The organism is Porticoccus sp. GXU_MW_L64, from assembly GCF_052983295.1.
Genome location: NZ_JBRKJK010000004.1, coordinates 33,794 through 54,205, shown reverse-complemented (window position 1 = coordinate 54,205; position 20,412 = coordinate 33,794). Strand labels below are relative to the sequence as shown.

18 protein-coding genes are annotated in these 20,412 nt (G+C 55.4%); 10 read left to right on the top strand and 8 right to left on the bottom strand.

The annotated features are described in order from the left end of the window. The first annotated feature begins 4 nt into the window (after window positions 1-4). The 4 genes from ACVBEJ_RS03415 (at window position 5) to ACVBEJ_RS03400 (ending at window position 5,935) form a co-directional block, all read left to right on the top strand. Window positions 5-1,030, top strand: a complete 1,026-nt coding sequence (locus ACVBEJ_RS03415) for a DUF2333 family protein (protein ID WP_447128196.1) — start codon at window positions 5-7, stop codon at window positions 1,028-1,030. A 28-nt stretch (window positions 1,031-1,058) separates the two neighbouring features. Further along, window positions 1,059-3,542: a putative bifunctional diguanylate cyclase/phosphodiesterase gene (locus tag ACVBEJ_RS03410; RefSeq protein ID WP_447128195.1), complete on the top strand. Its 2,484-nt coding sequence runs from the start codon at window positions 1,059-1,061 to the stop codon at window positions 3,540-3,542. A gap of 99 nt (window positions 3,543-3,641) precedes the next feature. After that, on the top strand, window positions 3,642-4,619 hold the full coding sequence (locus tag ACVBEJ_RS03405) for a hypothetical protein (RefSeq protein ID WP_447128194.1): 978 nt from the start codon (window positions 3,642-3,644) through the stop codon (window positions 4,617-4,619). A 38-nt stretch (window positions 4,620-4,657) separates the two neighbouring features. Then, window positions 4,658-5,935 (top strand): O-acetylhomoserine aminocarboxypropyltransferase/cysteine synthase family protein, encoded by a 1,278-nt coding sequence (locus tag ACVBEJ_RS03400; RefSeq protein WP_447128193.1) that lies wholly within the window; start codon window positions 4,658-4,660, stop codon window positions 5,933-5,935. A 24-nt stretch (window positions 5,936-5,959) separates the two neighbouring features. Here the strand turns inward: ACVBEJ_RS03400 and ntrC are convergent, their stop codons facing one another. The 4 genes from ntrC to glnA form a co-directional block, all read right to left on the bottom strand. After that, complete coding sequence (ntrC, locus tag ACVBEJ_RS03395) at window positions 5,960-7,399, bottom strand: nitrogen regulation protein NR(I) (protein ID WP_447128192.1); 1,440 nt, start codon at window positions 7,397-7,399, stop codon at window positions 5,960-5,962. After that, entirely contained in the window at window positions 7,389-8,465 is a 1,077-nt protein-coding gene (glnL, locus tag ACVBEJ_RS03390) for a nitrogen regulation protein NR(II) (RefSeq protein ID WP_447128191.1), read from the bottom strand. The genes ntrC and glnL overlap by 11 nt, the downstream gene beginning before the upstream one ends. Before the next feature lie 94 nt (window positions 8,466-8,559). Then, a complete protein-coding gene (locus tag ACVBEJ_RS03385) occupies window positions 8,560-9,135 on the bottom strand; it encodes a DUF4124 domain-containing protein (RefSeq protein ID WP_447128190.1) in 576 nt (191 codons plus the stop codon). A 138-nt stretch (window positions 9,136-9,273) separates the two neighbouring features. After that, window positions 9,274-10,680, bottom strand: coding sequence for a glutamate--ammonia ligase (gene glnA, locus ACVBEJ_RS03380; protein WP_447128381.1), 1,407 nt, complete (start codon window positions 10,678-10,680; stop codon window positions 9,274-9,276). A gap of 378 nt (window positions 10,681-11,058) precedes the next feature. Between glnA and thiI the strand changes: the two genes are divergently transcribed. From thiI to ACVBEJ_RS03355, 5 genes are all read left to right on the top strand, one after another. Next, window positions 11,059-12,513: a tRNA uracil 4-sulfurtransferase ThiI gene (gene thiI, locus ACVBEJ_RS03375; protein ID WP_447128189.1), complete on the top strand. Its 1,455-nt coding sequence runs from the start codon at window positions 11,059-11,061 to the stop codon at window positions 12,511-12,513. Window positions 12,514-12,628: 115 nt separating this feature from the next. Further along, window positions 12,629-13,546 (top strand): aspartyl/asparaginyl beta-hydroxylase domain-containing protein, encoded by a 918-nt coding sequence (locus tag ACVBEJ_RS03370; RefSeq protein WP_447128188.1) that lies wholly within the window; start codon window positions 12,629-12,631, stop codon window positions 13,544-13,546. Between the two features lie 127 nt (window positions 13,547-13,673). Further along, complete coding sequence (locus tag ACVBEJ_RS03365; protein WP_447128187.1) at window positions 13,674-14,447, top strand: TatD family hydrolase; 774 nt, start codon at window positions 13,674-13,676, stop codon at window positions 14,445-14,447. Window position 14,448: 1 nt separating this feature from the next. Further along, window positions 14,449-16,095, top strand: coding sequence for an aminotransferase class V-fold PLP-dependent enzyme (locus ACVBEJ_RS03360; RefSeq protein ID WP_447128186.1), 1,647 nt, complete (start codon window positions 14,449-14,451; stop codon window positions 16,093-16,095). Between the two features lie 64 nt (window positions 16,096-16,159). After that, entirely contained in the window at window positions 16,160-16,750 is a 591-nt protein-coding gene (locus tag ACVBEJ_RS03355) for a GNAT family N-acetyltransferase (RefSeq protein ID WP_447128185.1), read from the top strand. Here ACVBEJ_RS03355 and ACVBEJ_RS03350 read toward each other — a convergent pair. From ACVBEJ_RS03350 to ACVBEJ_RS03340, 3 genes are all read right to left on the bottom strand, one after another. After that, the gene (locus ACVBEJ_RS03350) at window positions 16,692-17,510 is read right to left on the bottom strand and encodes a GGDEF domain-containing protein (RefSeq protein WP_447128184.1); all 819 of its coding nucleotides are present in this window, start codon (window positions 17,508-17,510) and stop codon (window positions 16,692-16,694) included. The genes ACVBEJ_RS03355 and ACVBEJ_RS03350 overlap by 59 nt on opposite strands. Window positions 17,511-17,521: 11 nt before the next feature. Beyond that, complete coding sequence (gene tcdA, locus ACVBEJ_RS03345) at window positions 17,522-18,334, bottom strand: tRNA cyclic N6-threonylcarbamoyladenosine(37) synthase TcdA (protein WP_447128183.1); 813 nt, start codon at window positions 18,332-18,334, stop codon at window positions 17,522-17,524. Window positions 18,335-18,562: 228 nt separating this feature from the next. Then, the gene (locus ACVBEJ_RS03340; protein WP_447128182.1) at window positions 18,563-19,048 is read right to left on the bottom strand and encodes a L,D-transpeptidase family protein; all 486 of its coding nucleotides are present in this window, start codon (window positions 19,046-19,048) and stop codon (window positions 18,563-18,565) included. Window positions 19,049-19,132: 84 nt separating this feature from the next. On the opposite strand from ACVBEJ_RS03340, the gene ACVBEJ_RS03335 reads away from it, so the two are divergent. After that, window positions 19,133-19,825: a hypothetical protein gene (locus tag ACVBEJ_RS03335; protein ID WP_447128181.1), complete on the top strand. Its 693-nt coding sequence runs from the start codon at window positions 19,133-19,135 to the stop codon at window positions 19,823-19,825. A 5-nt stretch (window positions 19,826-19,830) separates the two neighbouring features. Here the strand turns inward: ACVBEJ_RS03335 and ACVBEJ_RS03330 are convergent, their stop codons facing one another. After that, window positions 19,831-20,367, bottom strand: coding sequence for a type II secretion system protein (locus ACVBEJ_RS03330; RefSeq protein WP_447128180.1), 537 nt, complete (start codon window positions 20,365-20,367; stop codon window positions 19,831-19,833). Window positions 20,368-20,412: the final 45 nt, after the last annotated feature.

Here is a 20,412-nt window from a genome sequence, read left to right as displayed (position 1 = left end):
TGGAATGAATGCAAAGATCGCGGGTATCAAGGAACGCTTCAAAGAATGGCGCGAAGACTACCTGGTGGAACGCTCTTTTCTGAAGCATCTGCTGTGGTTTTTGCTGGCGGTGTTGTTGGTGCTGTTACTGGTGGGCTGGTTCTGGAGTCAGGAGCCGGACCCCCTGGATATTCCGTCCAGTCGGGGTGATCAGCCGGTGGGGGCGGTCACTGCAACCACCATGATACGGGTAACAGAAGCCCTGCTGGAAAAGCCCGGCGGTTTTCTTTCCAACGATATCTCGCCGCCGGGGTTGTGGCTGGACAATATTCCCAATTGGGAGTACGGCGTGGTGACCCAACTGCGTGACCTCAGCAAAGCCATGCGGGAATCGTTGAGCCGCTCCCAGTCCCAATCTGCGGAAGACCCGGACTTGGCGGTGGCGGACACCCGCTACAATTACGATCCTTACAAATGGATGTTTCCGGCCCCGGAAACCGGTTATCGCGAGGCCATTGGCCACATCGACAACTATTTGCAGCGCCTCAGCGATGAAGACCAGTTCGACGCCCAGTTTTACGCCCGTGCCGACAACCTCAATTACTGGCTGCGCTCCGTGGAAACCCGCCTGGGCAGCCTGTCCCAACGGCTGTCAGCCAGTGTTGGTCAGGCCCGCTTGAATACCGACCTGGCCGGTGAACCGGAGGCGCGTCAGTCGACACCCACCTCAGGCGAGCTGGAAGTCAAAACCCCCTGGCTGGAAATAGATGATGTGTTTTATGAGGCCCGTGGTGCTAGCTGGGCGCTGATACATTTTCTGCGCGCGGTGGAAGTGGATTTTGCCGAAGTGCTGGAAAAGAAAAACGCCCGGGTCAGCCTGCAGCAAATTATTCGCGAGCTGGAGGGTACCCAGCAAACCCTGTGGAGCCCCATGGTGCTCAACGGTGACGGTTTTGGACTGATGGCGAATCACTCTCTGGTTATTGCGTCTTATATAAGCCGCGCCAATGCTGCACTGATTGATCTGCGCTCCCTGTTGGACCAGGGATAAACAGCTGGATCAGGGATAAACAAAGGAAATGGGCAACGTGCAAGTGGAAAGCGACAATAATCTCGGCGAACTGGCACTGCAAGCGCTGGCCTGCCAGCCTTTGGGGGTGGTCGTGGTGGATCGCCGCCAGCGGGTGTTGTTGTGGAACCGCTGGATGGAGCAATGGAGTTGCATCGACGCCGAGCAGATTTTGCAGCGTAGTCTCAACGACTTGTTTCCGGAGTTGGTGGGGGGCGACCTGAATGTGGCGGTGGACGCAGTTCTGAACAGCGGCAGCCCGGCGTGCTGGACGCAAACCGTCGACCCGGAAAGGCTCGACGCCATTGAACACGCCATGACCCGTGGCGACCGGGAAATGCCTCTGCACCGGGTGCAGATCAGCGCCATTAACCCGGGGCCCAACGCTCTGTGTCTGTTGCAAATTGACGAAGCCCCCTACGACCCGCTGTTTGTCAAAGCTCGCAAACCCAGCGCCCTGGACGGCGAAGCGCCGGCGTATCTGGAAACCGACTGGCTGGGGGTGCTGACCGTAGATGCAGACGGTGTTATTCAGCAGTCCAACGAGGCCGCCCGGGTGCTGTTTGGCTACCGGGAAGAACAATTGCAGGACGCCCCGGTGCGCATTCTGTTTCCCGCCATCGACGAATTGCCGGAAGTCGACCTGAAAGGCTTTTTTGAAAAGCAAATGCGCCAGAGCAGCGACGGCCTGCTGGAAGCTGCCACCGCCGATGGCCGCACCCTGCAAATGCAGGTGCAGGTGTTTCGCTCGGTGCAACAGCCCGGCCACTACGTACTGTGCTGTGGTGACCTCTCCAACCTCAGCAGCGCCCAGGAAACCTTGTTCCGCCAGCGGGAATTGATCAGCATTATCTACGAACAGGTGGCGGATGGCCTGATATTGGTGGACGACCAGGGTTTGATTGAACACGTCAATCCGGTGGGCCTGGAATTGCTGCACAGCAGTGAGACCAATTTGCTGCACGGCAAAGTCAGTCATTGGCTCACCTTTGTGGACGAGAGTGGCGAGTCGTTGGCGTGCCCGGCTACAGAGGCGCTGCGCCGTGGCACTCTGGTCAGCCTGCCGGAAGGCGCGCAGCTGCAAGCCCAGGATCACCCGCCGGTGAATGCCATGGCCTCGGCCATGCCGTTGCGCAACCGCAAAAACGACCTGGTGGGTGTGGTGGTGATTTTTCGTGCGGTGAGCGAATCCCGCCGCATGTCCAGCCGCCTGGCCTGGCAGTCCATGCACGACCCGCTTACCCAACTGGCCAACCGCCGTCAGCTGATGGCAGACCTGGCGCAGCTGATCGAGCGCACCCAAAACAGCCTCGACACACACACGCTGCTTTATATAGACCTTTACAATTTCTCGGTCATCAACGACACCTGCGGCCACAATGCCGGTGACGAATTGTTGCGCCAGTTCGCCCGCCTGTTGAGCCGCCTCAGCGACAAAGACGATACTGTGGCCCGCCTGGGCAACGATGAATTTGCCCTGTTGCTGGCCAATCGCAGCGTGGATGAATGCCGGGAAATGGCGGATCAATTGCTGTGGCAGATCAAAACCTTCAGCTTTCCCTGGGGGGAACGACGCCTCAAGGTGGGGGCCAGCATCGGCGCCAAGGTGATCGACAGCAATACCCATTCCGCCATCGATGTGCTGGTGGAGGCGGGCAGTGCCTGCACCGCCGCCAGAGAGTCCGGGCGCAACCGCATACACTTTCATTACCTGGTCAAGGATGTCACCCGCCGTCAGAGTGCTGCCGAGTGGATTCCACGCATCACCGAGGCGCTGGAAGAAGACCGTTTTGTGCTCTACGTGCAGCCCATTGTGCCCACCAGTAAAGTGGAGCCCACTGCGCGCCATTACGAGGTGCTGGTGCGTATGGTGGACCGCGAAGGCAAGCTGGTGCCTCCCGGGGAATTTATTCCGGTGGCGGAACATTACGGCATTATCGACGAGTTGGATCGCTGGACCTTTGAACGCACCATCAGCTACCTGCAGCGGCAGCTGGAAAATCACAAAGATTACAAGCGGCGTTTTTCAGTGAACCTGTCCGGCAGCACCATCGGCGACGACGACTTTCGCGAATACGTGCTGCGTCGCTTTCGGGAAACCGGGGTAGACCCGCGCCATATCCAGTTTGAAATTACCGAAACCGCGGCGGTGCGAAATTTTGATCGCGCCATGGAATTTATTCGTGCCCTCAAAGCTCAGGGCTGTTACTTTTCCCTGGATGATTTTGGCAGTGGCCTGTCGTCGTTTGCTTATTTAAAGCAACTGCCGGTGGATTTTCTGAAAATTGATGGCAGCTTTATTCACAATATGGAATTCAATGACGTGGACTATTCCATGATCAGCACCATCAACCACCTGGGCCATATTATGGGAATTCGCACCGTGGCAGAATGTGTGGAAAACGACAACCAACTGGCCATGCTGCGGGAAATCGGTGTCGACTATGTGCAGGGCTATGCGTTGTCGCAACCCAAGCCGATGGATCAGTTGTAAATCGAGCAGATTGCTTCGCTGCGCTCGCAATGACGGGGGGATATTCGTCAGTGCGAGGAGCGTAGCGACGCGGCAATCTCGTAACCTTAATGGTGTGCTATGAAAAATTTTTTCGCAGTTTTCTTTTGTTTATTGGCTGTTAACCAACTCGCCCTTGCGGATATTCCCCTGTCAGAAAACACCACCGTGGTATTCGCCAGCAAAAAGCAGGCGGCCAAATTGCTGGGCCAAAAAGACGCCTACAGCGAACGCCTCAGCCGCTTTGATCTCACCGCCAAAATGCAGCGAAAAAAACCGGCCACAAAAAAACAATTTCTGACATTTGCCAGCAAACAGGGAATGGCGTGGAGCGAGCAGGAGCAACAGACAATCAGCGATGTGTTTAACAGCTTTCGCCACTCAATAGCGCCCTATAGCAAGTTTCTCCCTGAAAAAATACACCTGGTGAAAACCACTGGCCGAGTGGAATCGGCGGCATTTTATGTGCGCGGCAACAGCATACATGTTCCTGTGCAGCAGATGGTTTTGCCAGAAGACAAACTGAAAACAGTGATGCTGCACAATCTGTTCCATATTATTGCCAGCAACAACCCCGAATTGCGCGACCGCCTGTACGCCGCTATCGGTTTTGTAAAAACCAATGAATTGGTGCTGCCGGATGGTTTGAAAGAGCGGGAAATCAATAACCCCGATGTGCCCATTCTGTCTCACCTGATAAAAATTACCGTCGATGGCCAGGAACATTGGGCAACCCCCGTGATTTACTCCGAAACTGATTACAATCGCGCGGTTAAACGAATCTTTTTTCAGTATTTAAACGTGGGGATGCTGGTTTATAACTGGGATGGCAAATCAGACCCGGTAGCTGCAATAAAAGACGGTGCACCATTTTTCGCTCCAGCCGATCAAATCACAGGTCTGTACGAGCAGATTGGCCGCAACACCAAATATCTGTTCCATGCGGAAGAAGTGCTGGCGGATAATTTTGCCCTGCTGGTGCAGGGGCATCGGGTGGCAAGCCCGGAGGTTTTAGAGAGAATGAGACAGGCTTTTCAAGCAGCAAAAAGCGGTTTCTAATTACCAAGAATAACAGTATTTTATTAAGTGAGATCATCATGAAACTCGAATCCCTGGCGCTTCACCACGGTTACACCGCAGAGCAAACCACCAAAGCTGCAGCGGTGCCTATTTATCAGACCACGTCCTACACCTTTGACGATACCCAGCACGGTGCCGATTTGTTTGACCTGAAAGTGCCGGGTAATATCTATACGCGCATTATGAACCCCACCACAGATGTGTTGGAGCAGCGCCTGGCGGCCATGGAAGGGGGTATTGCCAGCCTTGCGGTGGCGTCGGGTATGGCGGCGATCACTTACGCCATCCAGTGTCTGTGTGACGTGGGCTCCAATATTGTCAGCACCAGCCAATTGTACGGCGGCACCTACAACCTGTTTGCCCACACGCTGCCCAAGCAAGGCATTGATGTGCGCATGGTGTCGTTTGACGATCTGGCGGGTTTTGAAAGCGCCATCGACGAAAACACCAAGGCCATTTTTTGCGAATCCATCGGCAACCCGGCGGGCAACATTGTCGATATTCAGGCGCTGGCGGAAATCGGCAAACGTCACGGTGTGCCGGTGATGGTTGACAACACCGTGGCCACCCCTTACCTGTGCCGCCCCATCGAGCTGGGGGCGGATATTGTTATTCACTCCCTGACCAAATACATCGGCGGCCACGGCACATCCATCGGTGGCATTATTATCGACTCCGGCAAGTTCGACTGGGTGGCCAATAAAGCCCGCTTCCCGGTGCTGAACGAGCCCGACCCGTCCTATCACGGCGTGGTGTACACCGAGGCCCTGGGGCCAGCGGCATTTATTGGCCGCTGCCGGGTGGTGCCACTGCGCAATACCGGCTCCGCGATCTCACCCATGAATGCCTTTCAGATTCTTCAGGGGCTGGAAACCCTGGGTTTGCGTATGGAACGTCACTGTGAAAATGCCCTGAAGTTGGCGCAGTACCTGAAGCAGCACGACAAAGTATCCTGGGTGAACTACGGCGCTATGGAAGACAGCCCTTACTACGACAGCTGCCAGAAAATTTGTGGCGGGCAGGCGTCGGGCATTTTGAGTTTTGGCATTAAAGGTGGCCTGGAAGCGGGTGCGCAGTTTATCGATGCCCTGCAGATGATTTTGCGCCTGGTGAACATTGGCGATGCCAAATCCCTGGCCTGTCACCCGGCGTCCACCACCCACCGCCAGCTGAATGAAAAGGAGCTGGCCTCTGCCGGCGTGAGTGCAGATTTGGTGCGCATCTCGGTGGGCATTGAAAATATCGACGATATTATTGCCGATGTGGAGCAGGCACTGGCGGCGATTAGCGTTTGATTGACAAGGGCTGGAATGACAAGCTCAGACAGGCTCGTTCATCCCCAGCTCATTCATCTTGCGGGTCAGGGTATTCCGGCCCCAGCCCAGCAACTTGGCTGCGGCCTCTTTGCGGCCGCCGGTATGGTTAAGGGCGGCGTCGATGGCGATGCGCTCAATGTATGGCTGGGTGCTGGAGAGCACCGCGTCTTTGCCACTGTGCAATTGCTGTTCAAACCACTGCTGCAATGCCTGTTGCCAATCGCCGCTTGCCGGTGGATTGCTGTTGCCTGAATCCCCCTGGGTTTGCAGCAACTCCGGTGGCAAATCGGCCACATGAATTTCCCGCCCTGGCGCCATTACTGTTAGCCAGCGGCAGCAGTTTTCCAGTTGGCGCACATTCCCGGGCCAGGGGTGTTGCTGCAAAAACTGCTGGCTTTCCGGCAGCAGTGCCTTGGGTTCCATATCCAGTTCGCTGGCGGTTTTTTGCAGAAAGTGTTCCGCCAGTTTGATGATGTCTTCGCGGCGCTCCGACAGCTTTGGCAGGTTGAGGCGAATCACGTTCAGGCGGTGCAGCAAGTCTTCGCGAAAACGCTTTTCATCTACCCGCTGCTCCAGGTTTTGATGGGTGGCGGTGATGATACGCACGTCTACAGTTACCGGGCTGTGGCCCCCCACCCGGTAGAATTTTCCATCCGCCAGTACCCGCAGCAAGCGGGTTTGTGCTTCGGCGGGCATGTCGCCAATTTCGTCCAGAAACAGGGTGCCGCCATCCGCCTGTTCAAAGCGCCCTGTGCGCTGGCGGGTAGCCCCGGTAAAGGCGCCTTTTTCGTGGCCAAACAGTTCCGACTCGATCAAATCGCTGGGGATGGCGGCCATGTTAATGGCCACAAAAGGCTGTTCACGTCGCGGGCTGTGGCGGTGCAGGGCGCGAGCCACCAGTTCTTTACCGGTACCGGATTCGCCGTTGATCAGCACGGTGAGGTGGGAGTTGGAGAGGCGGCCAATGGCGCGAAACAGTTCCTGCATGGCGGGTGCTTCGCCGATAATGTCGGAGCCTCTGGTGCCTTCTTCGATGCTGCTTTGTTCGGTCTTCAGTTGGCTGGCGATCTGTTCCCGGCGGTGGTTGATGGCGCGCCGGGTTACCGCTACCAGCTCGTTGATGTCGAAAGGCTTGGGCAGGTATTCGAAGGCGCCGCCTTCATAGGCGGAAACGGCGCTGTCCAGGTCTGAGTGGGCGGTGGTAATGATCACCGGAATCAGCGGGTGGCTGCCGTGAATGGCTTGCAGCAGTTCCATGCCGCTCATGCCGGGCATATGAACATCGCTGACAATCACTTCGGGAGCGTCGGTGTTCAGCGCGGCGACCAGTTGTTCGGCGCTGCTAAAGCTGCGGCATTCTATGTCGTTGCGGGTCAGGGCTTTTTCCGCCACCCAGCGAATGGAGTTGTCGTCATCCACTACCCAAACGCTGTCAGTGCTCATGTTGCACCTCCTGTTGCAGCGGCAGGAAGATGGAAAAACGGGTTGCTCCCGGCTGGCTGGCGCATTCAATCAAGCCCGCATGACGGCCGATGATGGTTTGTGCAATGTGCAGGCCCAGGCCAGAACCGCCCTGGCGACCGCTGATCATGGGGTAGAAAATACGGTCGACGATTTCCTCGGGAATGCCCGGGCCGTCATCTTCAATATCCAGGCGCAGCACGGTGCGGTGGGAGGCTTTGCCAATGGTGAAGTGGCGCTGGATGCGGCTGCGCAGGGTAATGGTGCCGCCGTCTTTGGCGCCCAGTGCCTGCGCCGCATTGCGGGTGATGTTGAGCAGCGCCTGAATGAGTTGCTGGCCGTCTACTTCCAGTTCCGGGATGCTGGGGTCGTAGTCCCGGAGAATGGCAATGGCAGGTGCGGTGTTGTTGTTGCTGTGCAGCTCGGCGGTGATCAGGGCAGCTACGTGCTCGGTGAGCTCATGGATGTTGGTGGTGGTTCGTTGCAGGGGCCGTGCCGGGCCCAGTAATTCGTCCACCAGCAGGCTCAGACGGTTGGCCTCTGCGATGATCAGGTCGGTATATTCCTGTTGTTCCACGGGTAACTCCAATGCCAGTAGTTGCGCTGCCCCCTTGATGCCTCCGAGGGGGTTTTTCACTTCGTGAGCAAGCCCCAATACCAGCTCGCGGCTGGCGCTCTGGATGGAGAGCAGGGCGTCTTCCCGATTGATCTGCAAGATTCGATCCACCGACTGCAATTCCAGCAATAATTGGTTGCCTGGCAGGGGTGAAGTGGTGACATCGACAGTGATATGGCGGTTGCCGGGGGTGGTCAGTCTGGCTGCCCGATAGGTGTAGGGGGTTTCGCCCTGCTGTATTTTTTGCAGTTCTGGAGCCTGCTGGGGGATTGCCAGCATGGGCGCGAAAGTCATGCCCTGCAACTGGTTGCGGCCCATGCTGAACAGGTTTTCCGCAGCCAGATTAGCCTGCAGGATGCACATGTCTTGCCCCAACAGTAGTACTGCTGTGTGGAGTTGGTCCAGTGGACGGATTTGCGATTCGTTGCTCATGGGTGGCCAGGTGAGAAAACGGGCAGTTTAGCGGTTTGGAAATTGTTTTGCACCAATTTGGTGCGTTGTTGATTTGCCGGTGGCGGTGCTTTTGTTACAGACCCGGCGTCCTCAATGGCCCATCGCGAACAATCGGGCGTTTGACGTGAATGGTGACGCTGTTGGAGCTGGCGATGGTTTTGCCGCTGGCGTCGACAATATTCACTTTGATGCTGTGACTGCCCCGTTCCAGGTCGGTGAGTACGAAGTTCAGGTTTTTCGACGGCTTGTCAAAGCTGGCGCCGTCGAACAACAGTTGTGCTTTGTGGTTGGGTTGCAGGCCGGGGGTAAGTGCTAACTTCACTGCCAGCCTTTGCTGGTCGTGAAGTATGCTCTGGTCGTTAGTCGGATGAGTGATTTGCACGTGCCGATAGCCGCGAAATTTTTTGGGGTTGCTTTGGTTTTGTGATGATTGCCGGCGCTGTTTGTTGGTACGGGCCTTTTGAGCCGCCTGCGGGTCGGGCTCGGTGGTGTTCACCGTGATTTTTTCGTAATTCACATCGCTGCCGGGCTTTTTGTCGGTAAAGGTAACTTTGCCGTTCTTGTCGACAATTTTATAGAGCTGCTGGGCTATGGCCGGTGTACTGAATAATAATGCAGTGGCCAGCAGGTAAGTCAGGTGACGTGCCATCGTCTTTGCCTCTGATTGCGATTGCTTAATCCTACCTCAAATTGGACTGTTTGCGCTGATGGCAATTCCCCAAAAACCAAAAAAGCAGCCCGAAGGCTGCTTTTGCGGTGTACCGGTAGCTGTGTTTAACAGCTGTACTTAACAACTATAGTACATATCGAATTCCACCGGGTGGGTGGTCATGTTGAGGCGCTCTACCTCTTCTTTCTTCAGTTCGATGTAGGCGTCGATGGTGTCGTCGGTAAATACACCACCAGCGGTCAGGAAGGCGCGGTCCTGGTCCAGTGCTTCCAGAGCTTGTTCAAAGCTGCTGGCAACCGTTGGAATTTCCGCGGCTTCTTCTGCGGGCAGGTCGTACAGGTCTTTGTCCGCTGCATCGCCGGGGTGAATCTTGTTGATGATACCGTCCAGGCCAGCCATCAGGTAGGCGGCGAACATCAGGTAGGGGTTGGCTGTGGGGTCGCCGAAACGCACTTCGATACGCTTGCCTTTGGGACTGGTTACGTAAGGGATGCGGATGGAAGCCGAGCGGTTGCGGGCTGAGTAAGCCAGCATTACCGGGGCTTCAAAGCCGGGAACCAGGCGCTTGTAAGAGTTGGTGGAGGCGTTGGCAAAGGCGTTCAGGGCGCGGGCGTGCTTGATAATACCGCCGATGTAGTACAGGGCGGTTTCGCTCATGCCGGCGTAAGCATCGCCAGCGAACTGGTTGACGCCGTCTTTGGAAATGGACATGTGAACGTGCATGCCGGAGCCGTTGTCGCCTACCAGAGGCTTGGGCATAAAGGTGGCGGTTTTGCCGTAGGCGTGAGCCACGTTGTGCACGCAGTATTTCAGGATTTGAACTTCGTCTGCCTTGTTCACCAGGGTGTTGGCGCCAACGCCAATCTCACACTGGCCGGCGGTGCCCACTTCGTGGTGGTGTACTTCAATTTCCAGGCCCATTTGCTCCATGGCGGCACACATGTTGGCGCGCAGGTCGTGCAGGGAGTCAACCGGGGGAACGGGGAAGTAACCGCCTTTCACTTTCGGACGGTGGCCCATGTTGCCTTCTTCAAAGTGTTTGTCGGAAGACCAGGCGGCTTCTTCGGAGTTGATTTCGTAAGAGGTGCCGCTCATGTCGGACTTCCACTTCACATCGTCAAATACAAAGAATTCGGGTTCCGGGCCGAACATGGCGGAGTCGCCGATGCCGGTGGACTTCAGGTATTCTTCCGCGCGCGCAGCCACAGAGCGGGGGTCGCGCTCGTAGCCCTGGCCAGTGCTGGGCTCAACGATGTTACAACGAACGATAACTGTGGGCTCGTCAGTGAACGGGTCGAGAACAGCGGTGTCGTCTTTGGGGGCGAGAATCATGTCGGATTCGTTGATGCCTTTCCAGCCGGCGATGGAGGAACCGTCGAACATCTTGCCGTCTTCAAAAAAATCTTCGTCGACTTCGCTGGCGGGGATGGAAACGTGCTGCTCCTTGCCTTTGGTGTCGGTGAAGCGCAGGTCAATCCAGCGAGCGCCGCTTTCGCTGATGAGTTCGAGAGTCTTGGACATGATGTTCTCCGTGAGAATGGGTGAATGTCGTAAAAATGTTGAACAGCCTTTAGCAATCGGCGTGCCAACAGAGGGTTGGGCGACAATGGCAAGGAAGACGGGAGTTTAGCAAAAGTCTGGCTGGAAGGAGGGAGAATGTTTGCTCTATTTTGGTGCGTTATGCATTATATTGGTGCGACAGCAGGGCTGAGAGTAGATCGAGCTAGCCCGTCATGCTGAGCGTAAGCGAAGGATCTCCTTGTGCGCAGGAGTTGAGATTCTTCGCTTGCGCCCAGAATGACATGAGATGGCATGGTTGGCCGCAACCCGGGGCCCGTAGCCCGAAGCGCTGTCTACAGCTATAATCCCCGCCCCTTAATTTCCTCAACAGCAAGCCCGAATATGCACTTTATCGTTAAATTGTTCCCGGAAATCATCGTCAAGTCGCCGCCAGTGCGCAAACGTATGATCAAGCAATTGGCCAACAACCTCACCAAGTTGGTGAAAGGCTTGTCGGAGGAGCTGCGAGTGGTGCGTGAGTGGGACAAGATCGAGGTGGTGGGCCCCGAAAGCAATGAGCCGCTGGCGTTGAAAGTGCGGGAGGTGCTGCAAAATACCCCAGGCATTGCCAACTTTTCTTCCGTGCACCGTTACGCTCTGGGCGACATGGATCAGATGTACCAGCAAACCCTGTCCCATTGGGGTGCTGCCCTGGCGGGCAAAACTTTTTGTGTGCGGGCAAAACGCACTGGTAGTCACAACTTTACCTCCAACGAAGTGGAGCAGTACGTCGGTGGTGGGCTGAATCAAAACACCGAAACTGCCGGGGTGAAGCTGAAAAATCCGGACGTGACTGTGCGCCTGGAAATCAAAGACGACAATTTCTACGTGATCGAAAATACCGAGCCAGGCTTGGGGGGCTTTCCCATCGGCACCCAGGATTCGGTGATCTCGCTGATTTCCGGTGGCTTTGATTCCAACGTGGCCAGCTATCTGAGCATGAAGCGTGGTCTGCGCACTCACTTTCTGTTTTTTAATCTCGGCGGTCGCGCCCATGAGCTGGGCGTGAAAGAGGTGGCGCATTTTTTATGGCAAAAATACAGCGCCTCCCATTCGGTAAAATTTATCACCGTGCCCTTCGAGACAGTGGTGGCGGAGATTCTGGAAAACGTGGATAACTCCCAGATGGGGGTGGTTCTCAAACGCATGATGTTGCGCGCCGCCAGCCAGGTGGCGGAGACTCTGAATGTAGAGGCGTTAGTGACTGGCGAGGCGGTGGCCCAGGTGTCCAGCCAGACCCTGGTGAACCTGTCGGTCATAGATAAGGTCACAGACACCCTGGTATTGCGGCCGCTGATTACCAGTGACAAGGCGGACATTATCCAGACCTCTCGGGATATTGGCACCGAGGCATTTTCTGCCAGTATGCCGGAGTACTGCGGGGTGATTTCCGTCAAGCCCACCACCCGGGCGCGCATGGAGCGTATTGAGCGGGAAGAATCCCGTTTCGACTTTGCGGTTCTCGATGCCGCGGTGAGTCATCGCCGGGAAGAAATGATCCACGATGTAATGGACTCTGTGGATACGGATATAGATGTGGAAGTGCTGTCAGTGCCACTGGCGGAAGCGGTGATTCTGGATATTCGCCATCCGGACGAAGAAGAATTAAAGCCCCTCAGCGTCAGTGGCGCCAAAGTGGAGAAAATTCCGTTTTACCAGCTGGGCAAAAAATTCAAACAGCTGGATGAGGATACCCGCTACATGCTGTACTGCGACAGGGGTGTAATGAGCCGCCTGCACGCGGAGATTTTATTTGAGCAAGGTCATGGCAATGTGGCGGTCTATCGACCAAAGTGACGCCCTTAAACGGGCGTCATCCTGAGCGCAGCGAAGGATCTCTTGGTTTGGCTAACCTGAGAGTTCCTTCGCTGCGCTCAGGATGACAAAGTGTATTTTCCAAGTGGAACTCCAAATGCTAGCGCAAATTTTCGCCCCAAAATTATTGATTCTTTACACCTTTATCGGCTGCGGTATTTACGTGCACTACCGCGGCAAGGTGCGGCACAAATTCTTTCGCCAGCTGAGTGACCACTCCACCATCATGGCGCCGGTGAACTGCTTTATGTATCTGTTCTCCAAAGTGCCCAACACGCCCTATATAGACGTTAAACAATTTCCGGAATTGCAGATACTTCAGGATAACTGGGAAACCATTCGCGACGAGGCCAAACAGCTGTCCGGTGAAGGCCATATCAAGAAAAGTGAAAAACTGGACGACCTGGGTTTTAACTCATTTTTTAAAACTGGCTGGACCCGCTTTTACCTGAAGTGGTATCAGGATTATTTGCCCTCTGCCAAAACCCTGTGCCCGAAAACCCTGGAGTTTTTGCGTCAGTGTCCGTCGGTAAAAGCCGCCATGTTCACCATGCTGCCTCCCGGCGGCACTCTGGTGCGCCACCGCGACCCCTACGCCGGTTCCCTGCGCTACCACATGGGTTTGATAACCCCAAATAGCGACGACTGCTATATCGCTGTGGATGGCGAAAAGTATTCCTGGCGGGACGGCGAGCAGGTGATGTTTGACGAGACCTATATTCACTACGCCGCCAACAACAGCGACACAGACCGCCTGATTCTGTTTTGCGACATCGAGCGCCCCATGAACAACCCCATCGCCAAATGGTTTAACAAAATTTTTGGCCGTTTTGTGGTGACCGCCTCCGCCACCAAAAATGCCGACAGTGACAAAGTGGGCGTACTCAACCGCATTTTTGGCGGCGTGTACCAGATTCGTATTATTGGCAAAAAAATCAAGGCCTTTAACAAGCCGCTTTATTACTTGGTGAAATGGGCGCTGTTTGGTTTGATTCTTTGGGCGATCTTTTTTTAACGCTAAAAGCCCCATTTTGTCATCCTGAGCGCAGCGAAGGATCTCGTATTTCATTTCTGGCACAAGATTCTTCCCGTTGCTCAGAATGACAGCATTGCTGCCGCTATACGTACTACAATGACCTACCATGCTAATCGACAGCCACTGCCACTTCGACTTTGGGGCGTTCGACGATAACCGCGAACAATGCTGGCGCGATTGTCGGCAAGCGGGGGTGGCTCAGTTAATCATTCCCGGCGTCAACCCGGGGGAACTGGATGTACCCTTTGGATGTGCCGAATCACTGCCGGGTGTGTATGCCGCTGCCGGCTTGCACCCCTGGTGGGTGGCCGCCTGGAGCGAACAACACAGTCCGCAGCTATTGGGCGCGGCACTGGAACAATACCTCCAGCACCCGCGCTGTGTGGCAGTGGGCGAATGCGGTCTGGATGGTTATCTGGATATTTCCGTCGAACAACAGTTACCCTGGTTTGAACGACAGCTGGCGCTTGCCTGTGATGCCAATCTGCCAGTGATTGTTCACGTTCTTAAAGCTCACAATAGCGTTATCGAACGGCTGAAAAAATATCGTCTGTCCCGTGGTGGGGTAATCCACGCATTTACCGGTAGCGCGGAATTGGGGCAGAGTTATTGGCGGTTGGGTTTTTATTTGGGTATCGGCGGTACCATCACCTACCAGCGCGCCCGCAAAACTCGCGAGGCAGTAACACAGTTGCCGCTGGAATCCCTGTTGCTGGAAACCGATGCTCCGGACATGCCACTCTGGGGCCACCAGGGGCAATCCAACAGCCCGCTATATCTGCCGGAAATTGCCAATTGTCTGGCACAGCTACGGGATCAACCTGTTGCAGAAATTGCCGCACAGACAACCCACAACAGCCAGCGATTGTTTGGTATTTGATATGCCTTTTCGTCCTGAGCAATTCAAACAGCACTTCCCCCTTTTTACCCAACCGGAAAATCGTGAACTGGTGTATCTGGATAACGCCGCCACTACCCAGCGCCCGCAGGTTGTGATCGACGCGGTGGCGGATTTTTATTGCACCAGCAACGCCAATGCCCACCGCTCCAGCCATCGCCTGGCACGCCGTGCTACGGAAATGGTAGAGGCTGTTCGCGTTGCTGCGGGGCAATTTCTCAATGCGACGGATGCCGCTGAAGTGGTGTTTAGCCGTGGTGCTACCGAGGGACTGAATCTGCTGGCCAACAGCCTGAGCGAAGGTTTGCAACCCGGAGATGAAGTGGTGCTGACCACGGCGGAGCACCACGCCAATCTGGTGCCCTGGCAGATGGCGGCCCGACGTCACGGCCTTGTTGTGAAATTTGTGCCCCACCACAACGGCGTGCCGCAGTTTGATCGCCTTCACCAAGTGCTGTCCCGGCGCACCCGAATTGTGTCGCTTACTGCGGCCTCCAATGCCCTGGGATTTGTGCCAGATTTTGCGCTGTTGAAGCAACAACTGGCAAACCGCAATATCCACTGGATAGTGGATGCCGCGCAACTGGCTGCCCATCAGGTGATGGATGTGCAGGCCATCGGCTGTGACTTTCTGGTGTGTTCTGCCCACAAATTTTACGGCCCTACCGGAGTGGGTTTATTGTATGGCCGCCGGGAATGCCTGGCGGCATTACCTCCCTGGCAGGGGGGCGGCGAGATGATTGAGCAGGTACAGTTGCAGAGCAGTACTTATGGCGCGCCGCCACACCGCTTTGAAACCGGCACTTCCTCACTGGCGGCCATTGCCGGGTTGGGAGCTTGCTTGCAGTTTTTACAGCCGCTGGATCGCGATGCCATGGCAATCTACGAGCAGCAACTCGGCGATTACCTACACCGGCAATTGCAGCAGTTGCCGGGTATCGAATTATTGTCCAGTGCTGACAATAATGTAGGTATCGCCACCTTTGCCCCCGCTGTGGGCAGTGGATTGCAGGCAGAGGATATCGCCCACTGGCTGGACAGCCATGATATTGCCGTGCGCGCCGGTCGCCACTGCGCCATGCCGTTGATGGATCTGCATTCTCAGCACAGTGCCAGCGTGCGTGCCTCGGTTGCAGCCTACAATAGCCGTGACGATATTGATCGCATGATTGAGACTTTGATGGGCTGCCTGGCGGCTCATCAAAGTGATTCTCTGCAGGGGCCAAGGGTGAACAGTGACCACCTTGAAGGGCTCTCCATTGATCAACTGAGGCAGCAGAGGGGCTGGCAGCAACGGTACCGGCAGTTGTTGAAATGGGCCGATGCCATCGTCGCCAAACCGGGTATTCGCACCGAGGGCAACCGGGTGCGAGGTTGCGAGGCCAACACTTGGCTGAGCCATCGGATGGTGGATAATCGGTATCAATTCCTGGTCGATAGCGAGGTGCGGGTGGTAAAAGGTTTGGCCGTGTTGTTATTGCTGTTGGTGAACAACAAAACCACGACTGAAATCACTGCTCTGGATATGGATGCTCTGTTCGCAGAGCTGGGCCTGGAAAAACACCTCAGCCCTTCACGCAATAATGGTTTTCACGCCTTGGTGGAACGAGTGCTACAGGTTGTGAAATAAATACGTGTATCGTTTTTGTGTACTGTCATTCTGAGCGCAGCGAAGAATCCCGGGAGTCAATATAATGGATAATTGGATCAGCCCCGTCTCCTTGTCGGGTAACCACATCACCCTGGAGCCCATGACCGTGGGCCATGTGGCAGGACTGCAACAGGCTTGTACCGATGGTGAGTTATGGAGGCTCTGGTACACCAGTGTCCCCGCGCCGGAAACCACCAAACAGTATGTGGATACTGCACTCAATGGCCAGCAAAACGGAACCATGTTGCCTTTTGTGGTGCGCCATAAAGCCAGTGGCGAGGTGATTGGTTCAACCCGGTTTTGCAATATCGACAACGTTCATCACCGGGTGGAAATCGGTTACACCTGGTACGCCAAATCGTTTCAGCGCAGCGCAGTGAACAGCGAATGCAAGCTGCTTTTACTGCAACACGCGTTTGAAACCCTCGAGGTGATTGCGGTGGAATTTCGCACCCACTGGCACAACCGCGCATCGCGGGCAGCCATTGCCAGGTTGGGTGCGAAACAGGATGGTGTGTTAAGAAACCACCAGCGCTGTGCCGATGGCAGCTATCGGGATACTGTGGTGTTCTCGATTACCAACGGGGAATGGCCAGCGGTGCGCCAGAATCTGAAATATCAACTGGCCCGCTGACAGCGGTTGCCGAGTGCCCCGCTCCGGGAGCGGAATGGGTAACCCGGTTTTTGCCGGATTTTTTTGCCCGGTACAGGGCTTTGTCCGCTTCGTTGCAGAGTTGTTCAAAGGACAGTGGTTGGCTCCATTCGGTGGCCGATATTCCAATGCTGACTGTGCACTGAATATCTTGCTGGCGGTAATTCACCGTATGTTGGTCAATGCTGCGTCGCAGCTTTTCCGCCAGGTGCATGGCACCGCCCAAATGGGTGCCGGTCAGCGCCAGGGCAAATTCTTCACCACCAATGCGGCCAACCAGGTCGGCGGCTCTTATCTGGTTGCGAATAAGTGCACCGCAGGCCTTTAACACCTCATCGCCAGCCGGATGGCCGTAGGTGTCGTTAATCTTTTTAAAATCGTCGATATCCAGGTACATCAATGAAAAAGGTGCGTGATCGCGGCTGGCTACTTTCATCACGCTGAGGGCACTGTCCATAAATGCCCTGCGAGTCATTACCGTGGTGAGGGCATCGTAGGTGGCCAGCTTGCGGGCTTCTCGCTCCAGGCGGTCGATGCGAATAATCAGCCCGGTGCTGTACCAGGTGGCAATAGGGGCAACAATGCTGGGTACGGCAATAGAAATGCCCAGCCCCAGTGGGTTTATCCCGCTGGCGAAAGTGCTCATAACCAGGTAGGTGATCAGCACGGACAGTAGTACCGTGGCGATTGTAAAAATGGCAACGGTACGCACCCGCCCCAGTGCGATAATGGTGTCTTTCATGGTTCGTCCTTTTATTGGTGCCTTTCCAGATAACGCTCCACCGCTTTGGCGGCGGCCACCATGCCAAAGGTGGCGGTCACCATGGTAGAGGAGCCGAAGCCGCCACTGCAATCCAGTTTTACGCCTGCATCCATTTGTTGTTTGCGCTGGCACACGTCGCCATCCGGGGTGGGGTACTTCATCTGCTCGGTGGAGAACACGGCCTGCACACGCATATTGCGTTTTGGATCCTGGGGAAAATTGTATTTTGTGCGCAGGCGGGTACGCACACGCGACAGCAGGGAATCCTTTACCGAGCGGTGCAGGTCGCCAACGGTCACTTTGCTGGGGTCTGTGCGGCCACCGGCTGAGCCCACGGTTACCACCTGTTGCTTCTGGCGGCGGCAGTGGGCGATGAGTGCTGCTTTGGCGTAGGAGGCGTCGATGGCATCAATCACCACCTGGGCATTCGCAGGAATCACTTGAGCCAGATTTTCCGGTTCGGCGAAATCATCGATAACGTTGACTTGGAGCTCCGGGTTTATTTGCTGCAGACGTTGGGCGAGGGCATGGGTTTTGGCCTGCCCAATGGTACTGGCCAGAGTGTGTACCTGGCGGTTGCTGTTGGTGACACAAATATCGTCCATATCCACCAGAGTAATAACCCCAAGCCCGGTGCGAACCAATGCCTCTGCCGCCCAGGAACCCACCCCGCCAATACCCACCACCACAAAGTGACCGTTGTGCAGCGCCTGCAAGCCCCGTTCACCATACAAGCGAGCGATGCCGCCAAAGCGTTGTTGGTAGCTTTCGGGCAGGGATGTGCCTGGTAGAGATGCTGTCATGGCGCGGATTCTATAGGCACCATTGATGGGATGCTACTGCTGTCGGTCGTTGTTGTTTGTCTCGAGGTCAAGCCTCATAAAGGCTCAGATATTTCCTGTGAAGATCGGGGGTAGGGGATGCCTTCTCGGGCCGTATGCGACAAGGATGTCGCATCCGAGCTTACAGGGATGTATTCACAGCGTGCCCGAGAAGGTATTCCCTACCTCCGGTCGCCACCGCTGTTTGAGCTACGGTTTTATTTCAATCGGCGTGCCGTTTTTTACCAATGTCCAGATTTCGTCCATTTCCTTGTTGGTGACGGCGATGCAGCCATCGGTCCAGTCGATGCCGGAAAAGTAGGCCTTTGCCCAGCCCATACGGTTGGGCAGCCCGTGAATAAAAATATCTCCGCCGGGACTGACGCCCTTGGCTTTTGCCCTGGCTGTGTCGGCTGCATTGGGGTAACTGATATGGATTGACAAGTGGTAGCGGCTTTTGGGATTGCGGTAGTCGAGCACATAGTGGCCTTCCGGGGTGCGCTCGTCTCCTTCCTGCTGTTTGTGTCCTTCGGGACTGTCGCCCAGCGAAATGTTGTATTCCCGATATCGCTCGCCATTGTGGATCAGCCACATTTTGCGCTCGGACTTGTCCACCAAAACAGAGTCCGCAAGGGGTGCCTGGTCGCCAAATACCGCAGCGGGAATCAGCAGAAACAGTATCAGTATCTTGAGCATGGTTGATATTGTGCCACAGAGATTTGCGCAGGCAATTCGCAATGATTCCGCTACAATAGCGTCACTTTTCAAACCGTGAAAACCATGACCGACAACAGCCTGCAACACGCCATTGCCAGTGCCCTGCAACAGAGCTTCTACAAGGAATTGCGCCCCAGCCGTGGGCTGTTCCAGGCAGACGTGTATCTGGTGAATGTGGACGACCAACTGGTGGTGGTGAAGGATTTCAGTCGCCGCCCCTGGTGGAGCCGGGTGCTGGTGTGTCGTGGCCTTATCAAGCGGGAAGTGGGTGTACTCAGTCACTTTAATGACAGTGGCTTTGTGCCCCAATACTACGGCGCCATTGGCCGCGATATGTTTGCCATGGAATTTCTGGATGGCGAACACCCCGGTAAAGAGAATCGCGGCCGCTGGCCCAAGGCCTATGCACAAACCCGGCAATTTCTGGCCCTGTTTCACAAGGCAGGCTACGCCCACAACGACTTTCGCCGCGCCAATATTCTGGTACAGCCCGGCGGCGACATGCGTTTTTTTGATTTTGCTTCTGCCATGCGCAAGCCACAGTCTTTGACGTGGCTGTTGTTCCCCAAAAGCTGGTTGGTGAACTACCTGCAGCGCACCGACCGCGCCAGCCTGCTAAAGATGAAGCCGGATCTGGTGGGCGAGCCCCTGACCGAAAGCGAGATTCGCAGCTTGCGCAAGCCCTGGCTGGTGCGGGCTCTGCGTTATATCTGGTCGAACGGAATCAATAAGCCGATTTTGAGGCGGCTTAAATAGGCAAATTAGCACCCCGAGGTAACTGTGACGATTTCTGGAGGGGTGGCCTCTACGATGTATGACTCAAAAGAGACATAGCAGTTGGTGGCAATGATTTGTGCGGCACTGGCACCATTTGCCAGTACGTCTGCAGAGGTAACATACAGCTCGCGAGTCGGACCTCCTGTGCTGCCGGTGCCCGCAAAAATTGTGTTAAAAGTCAGCCCGGATAAATCGCTGTCCAGCGCTTCAAGGATTTCAGGAATATTGTCTGAATCACCAAAAGAAACGCCAATGGGATAGCCCTGATCAAAAAAAATCCCGTCCGCTGAAACGAAACCATTTTGCAGGCCGCCATTGCTGGCATTTACAAGGGCCAGAGAGTGTTGAAGCGTAGCTGCCGAACGCAACGTGCCGGCCAGGTTTTCTATGACCGCTGCATTGGCGCTGGAACTTAAGTTAATAAAACGTGGTACGGCTATTGCCGCAAGAATACCCAGCAACACAATAACAACGATGAGCTCGGTGAGGGTAAACCCTTCATGCCTTTTTATGGTTTTCATATTACCTGCCGTCCGTGTTTATGTGATGTTTCTGATCGTAGCAAC

What these genes read in the sequence shown, in the direction of transcription:
- ACVBEJ_RS03360 (WP_447128186.1), top strand. Translation starts at nt 14,449, where the DNA reads ATGCCTTTTCGTCCTGAGCAATTCAAACAGCACTTCCCCCTTTTTACC.
- thiI (WP_447128189.1), top strand. Translation starts at nt 11,059, where the DNA reads ATGCACTTTATCGTTAAATTGTTCCCGGAAATCATCGTCAAGTCGCCG.
- ACVBEJ_RS03335 (WP_447128181.1), top strand. Translation starts at nt 19,133, where the DNA reads ATGACCGACAACAGCCTGCAACACGCCATTGCCAGTGCCCTGCAACAG.
- ntrC (WP_447128192.1), bottom strand. Translation starts at nt 7,399, where the DNA reads ATGAGCACTGACAGCGTTTGGGTAGTGGATGACGACAACTCCATTCGC.
- ACVBEJ_RS03400 (WP_447128193.1), top strand. Translation starts at nt 4,658, where the DNA reads ATGAAACTCGAATCCCTGGCGCTTCACCACGGTTACACCGCAGAGCAA.
- tcdA (WP_447128183.1), bottom strand. Translation starts at nt 18,334, where the DNA reads ATGACAGCATCTCTACCAGGCACATCCCTGCCCGAAAGCTACCAACAA.
- ACVBEJ_RS03415 (WP_447128196.1), top strand. Translation starts at nt 5, where the DNA reads ATGAATGCAAAGATCGCGGGTATCAAGGAACGCTTCAAAGAATGGCGC.
- ACVBEJ_RS03370 (WP_447128188.1), top strand. Translation starts at nt 12,629, where the DNA reads ATGCTAGCGCAAATTTTCGCCCCAAAATTATTGATTCTTTACACCTTT.
- ACVBEJ_RS03385 (WP_447128190.1), bottom strand. Translation starts at nt 9,135, where the DNA reads ATGGCACGTCACCTGACTTACCTGCTGGCCACTGCATTATTATTCAGT.
- ACVBEJ_RS03340 (WP_447128182.1), bottom strand. Translation starts at nt 19,048, where the DNA reads ATGCTCAAGATACTGATACTGTTTCTGCTGATTCCCGCTGCGGTATTT.
- ACVBEJ_RS03330 (WP_447128180.1), bottom strand. Translation starts at nt 20,367, where the DNA reads ATGAAAACCATAAAAAGGCATGAAGGGTTTACCCTCACCGAGCTCATC.
- ACVBEJ_RS03365 (WP_447128187.1), top strand. Translation starts at nt 13,674, where the DNA reads ATGCTAATCGACAGCCACTGCCACTTCGACTTTGGGGCGTTCGACGAT.
- ACVBEJ_RS03350 (WP_447128184.1), bottom strand. Translation starts at nt 17,510, where the DNA reads ATGAAAGACACCATTATCGCACTGGGGCGGGTGCGTACCGTTGCCATT.
- ACVBEJ_RS03410 (WP_447128195.1), top strand. Translation starts at nt 1,059, where the DNA reads ATGGGCAACGTGCAAGTGGAAAGCGACAATAATCTCGGCGAACTGGCA.
- ACVBEJ_RS03405 (WP_447128194.1), top strand. Translation starts at nt 3,642, where the DNA reads ATGAAAAATTTTTTCGCAGTTTTCTTTTGTTTATTGGCTGTTAACCAA.
- ACVBEJ_RS03355 (WP_447128185.1), top strand. Translation starts at nt 16,160, where the DNA reads ATGGATAATTGGATCAGCCCCGTCTCCTTGTCGGGTAACCACATCACC.
- glnL (WP_447128191.1), bottom strand. Translation starts at nt 8,465, where the DNA reads ATGAGCAACGAATCGCAAATCCGTCCACTGGACCAACTCCACACAGCA.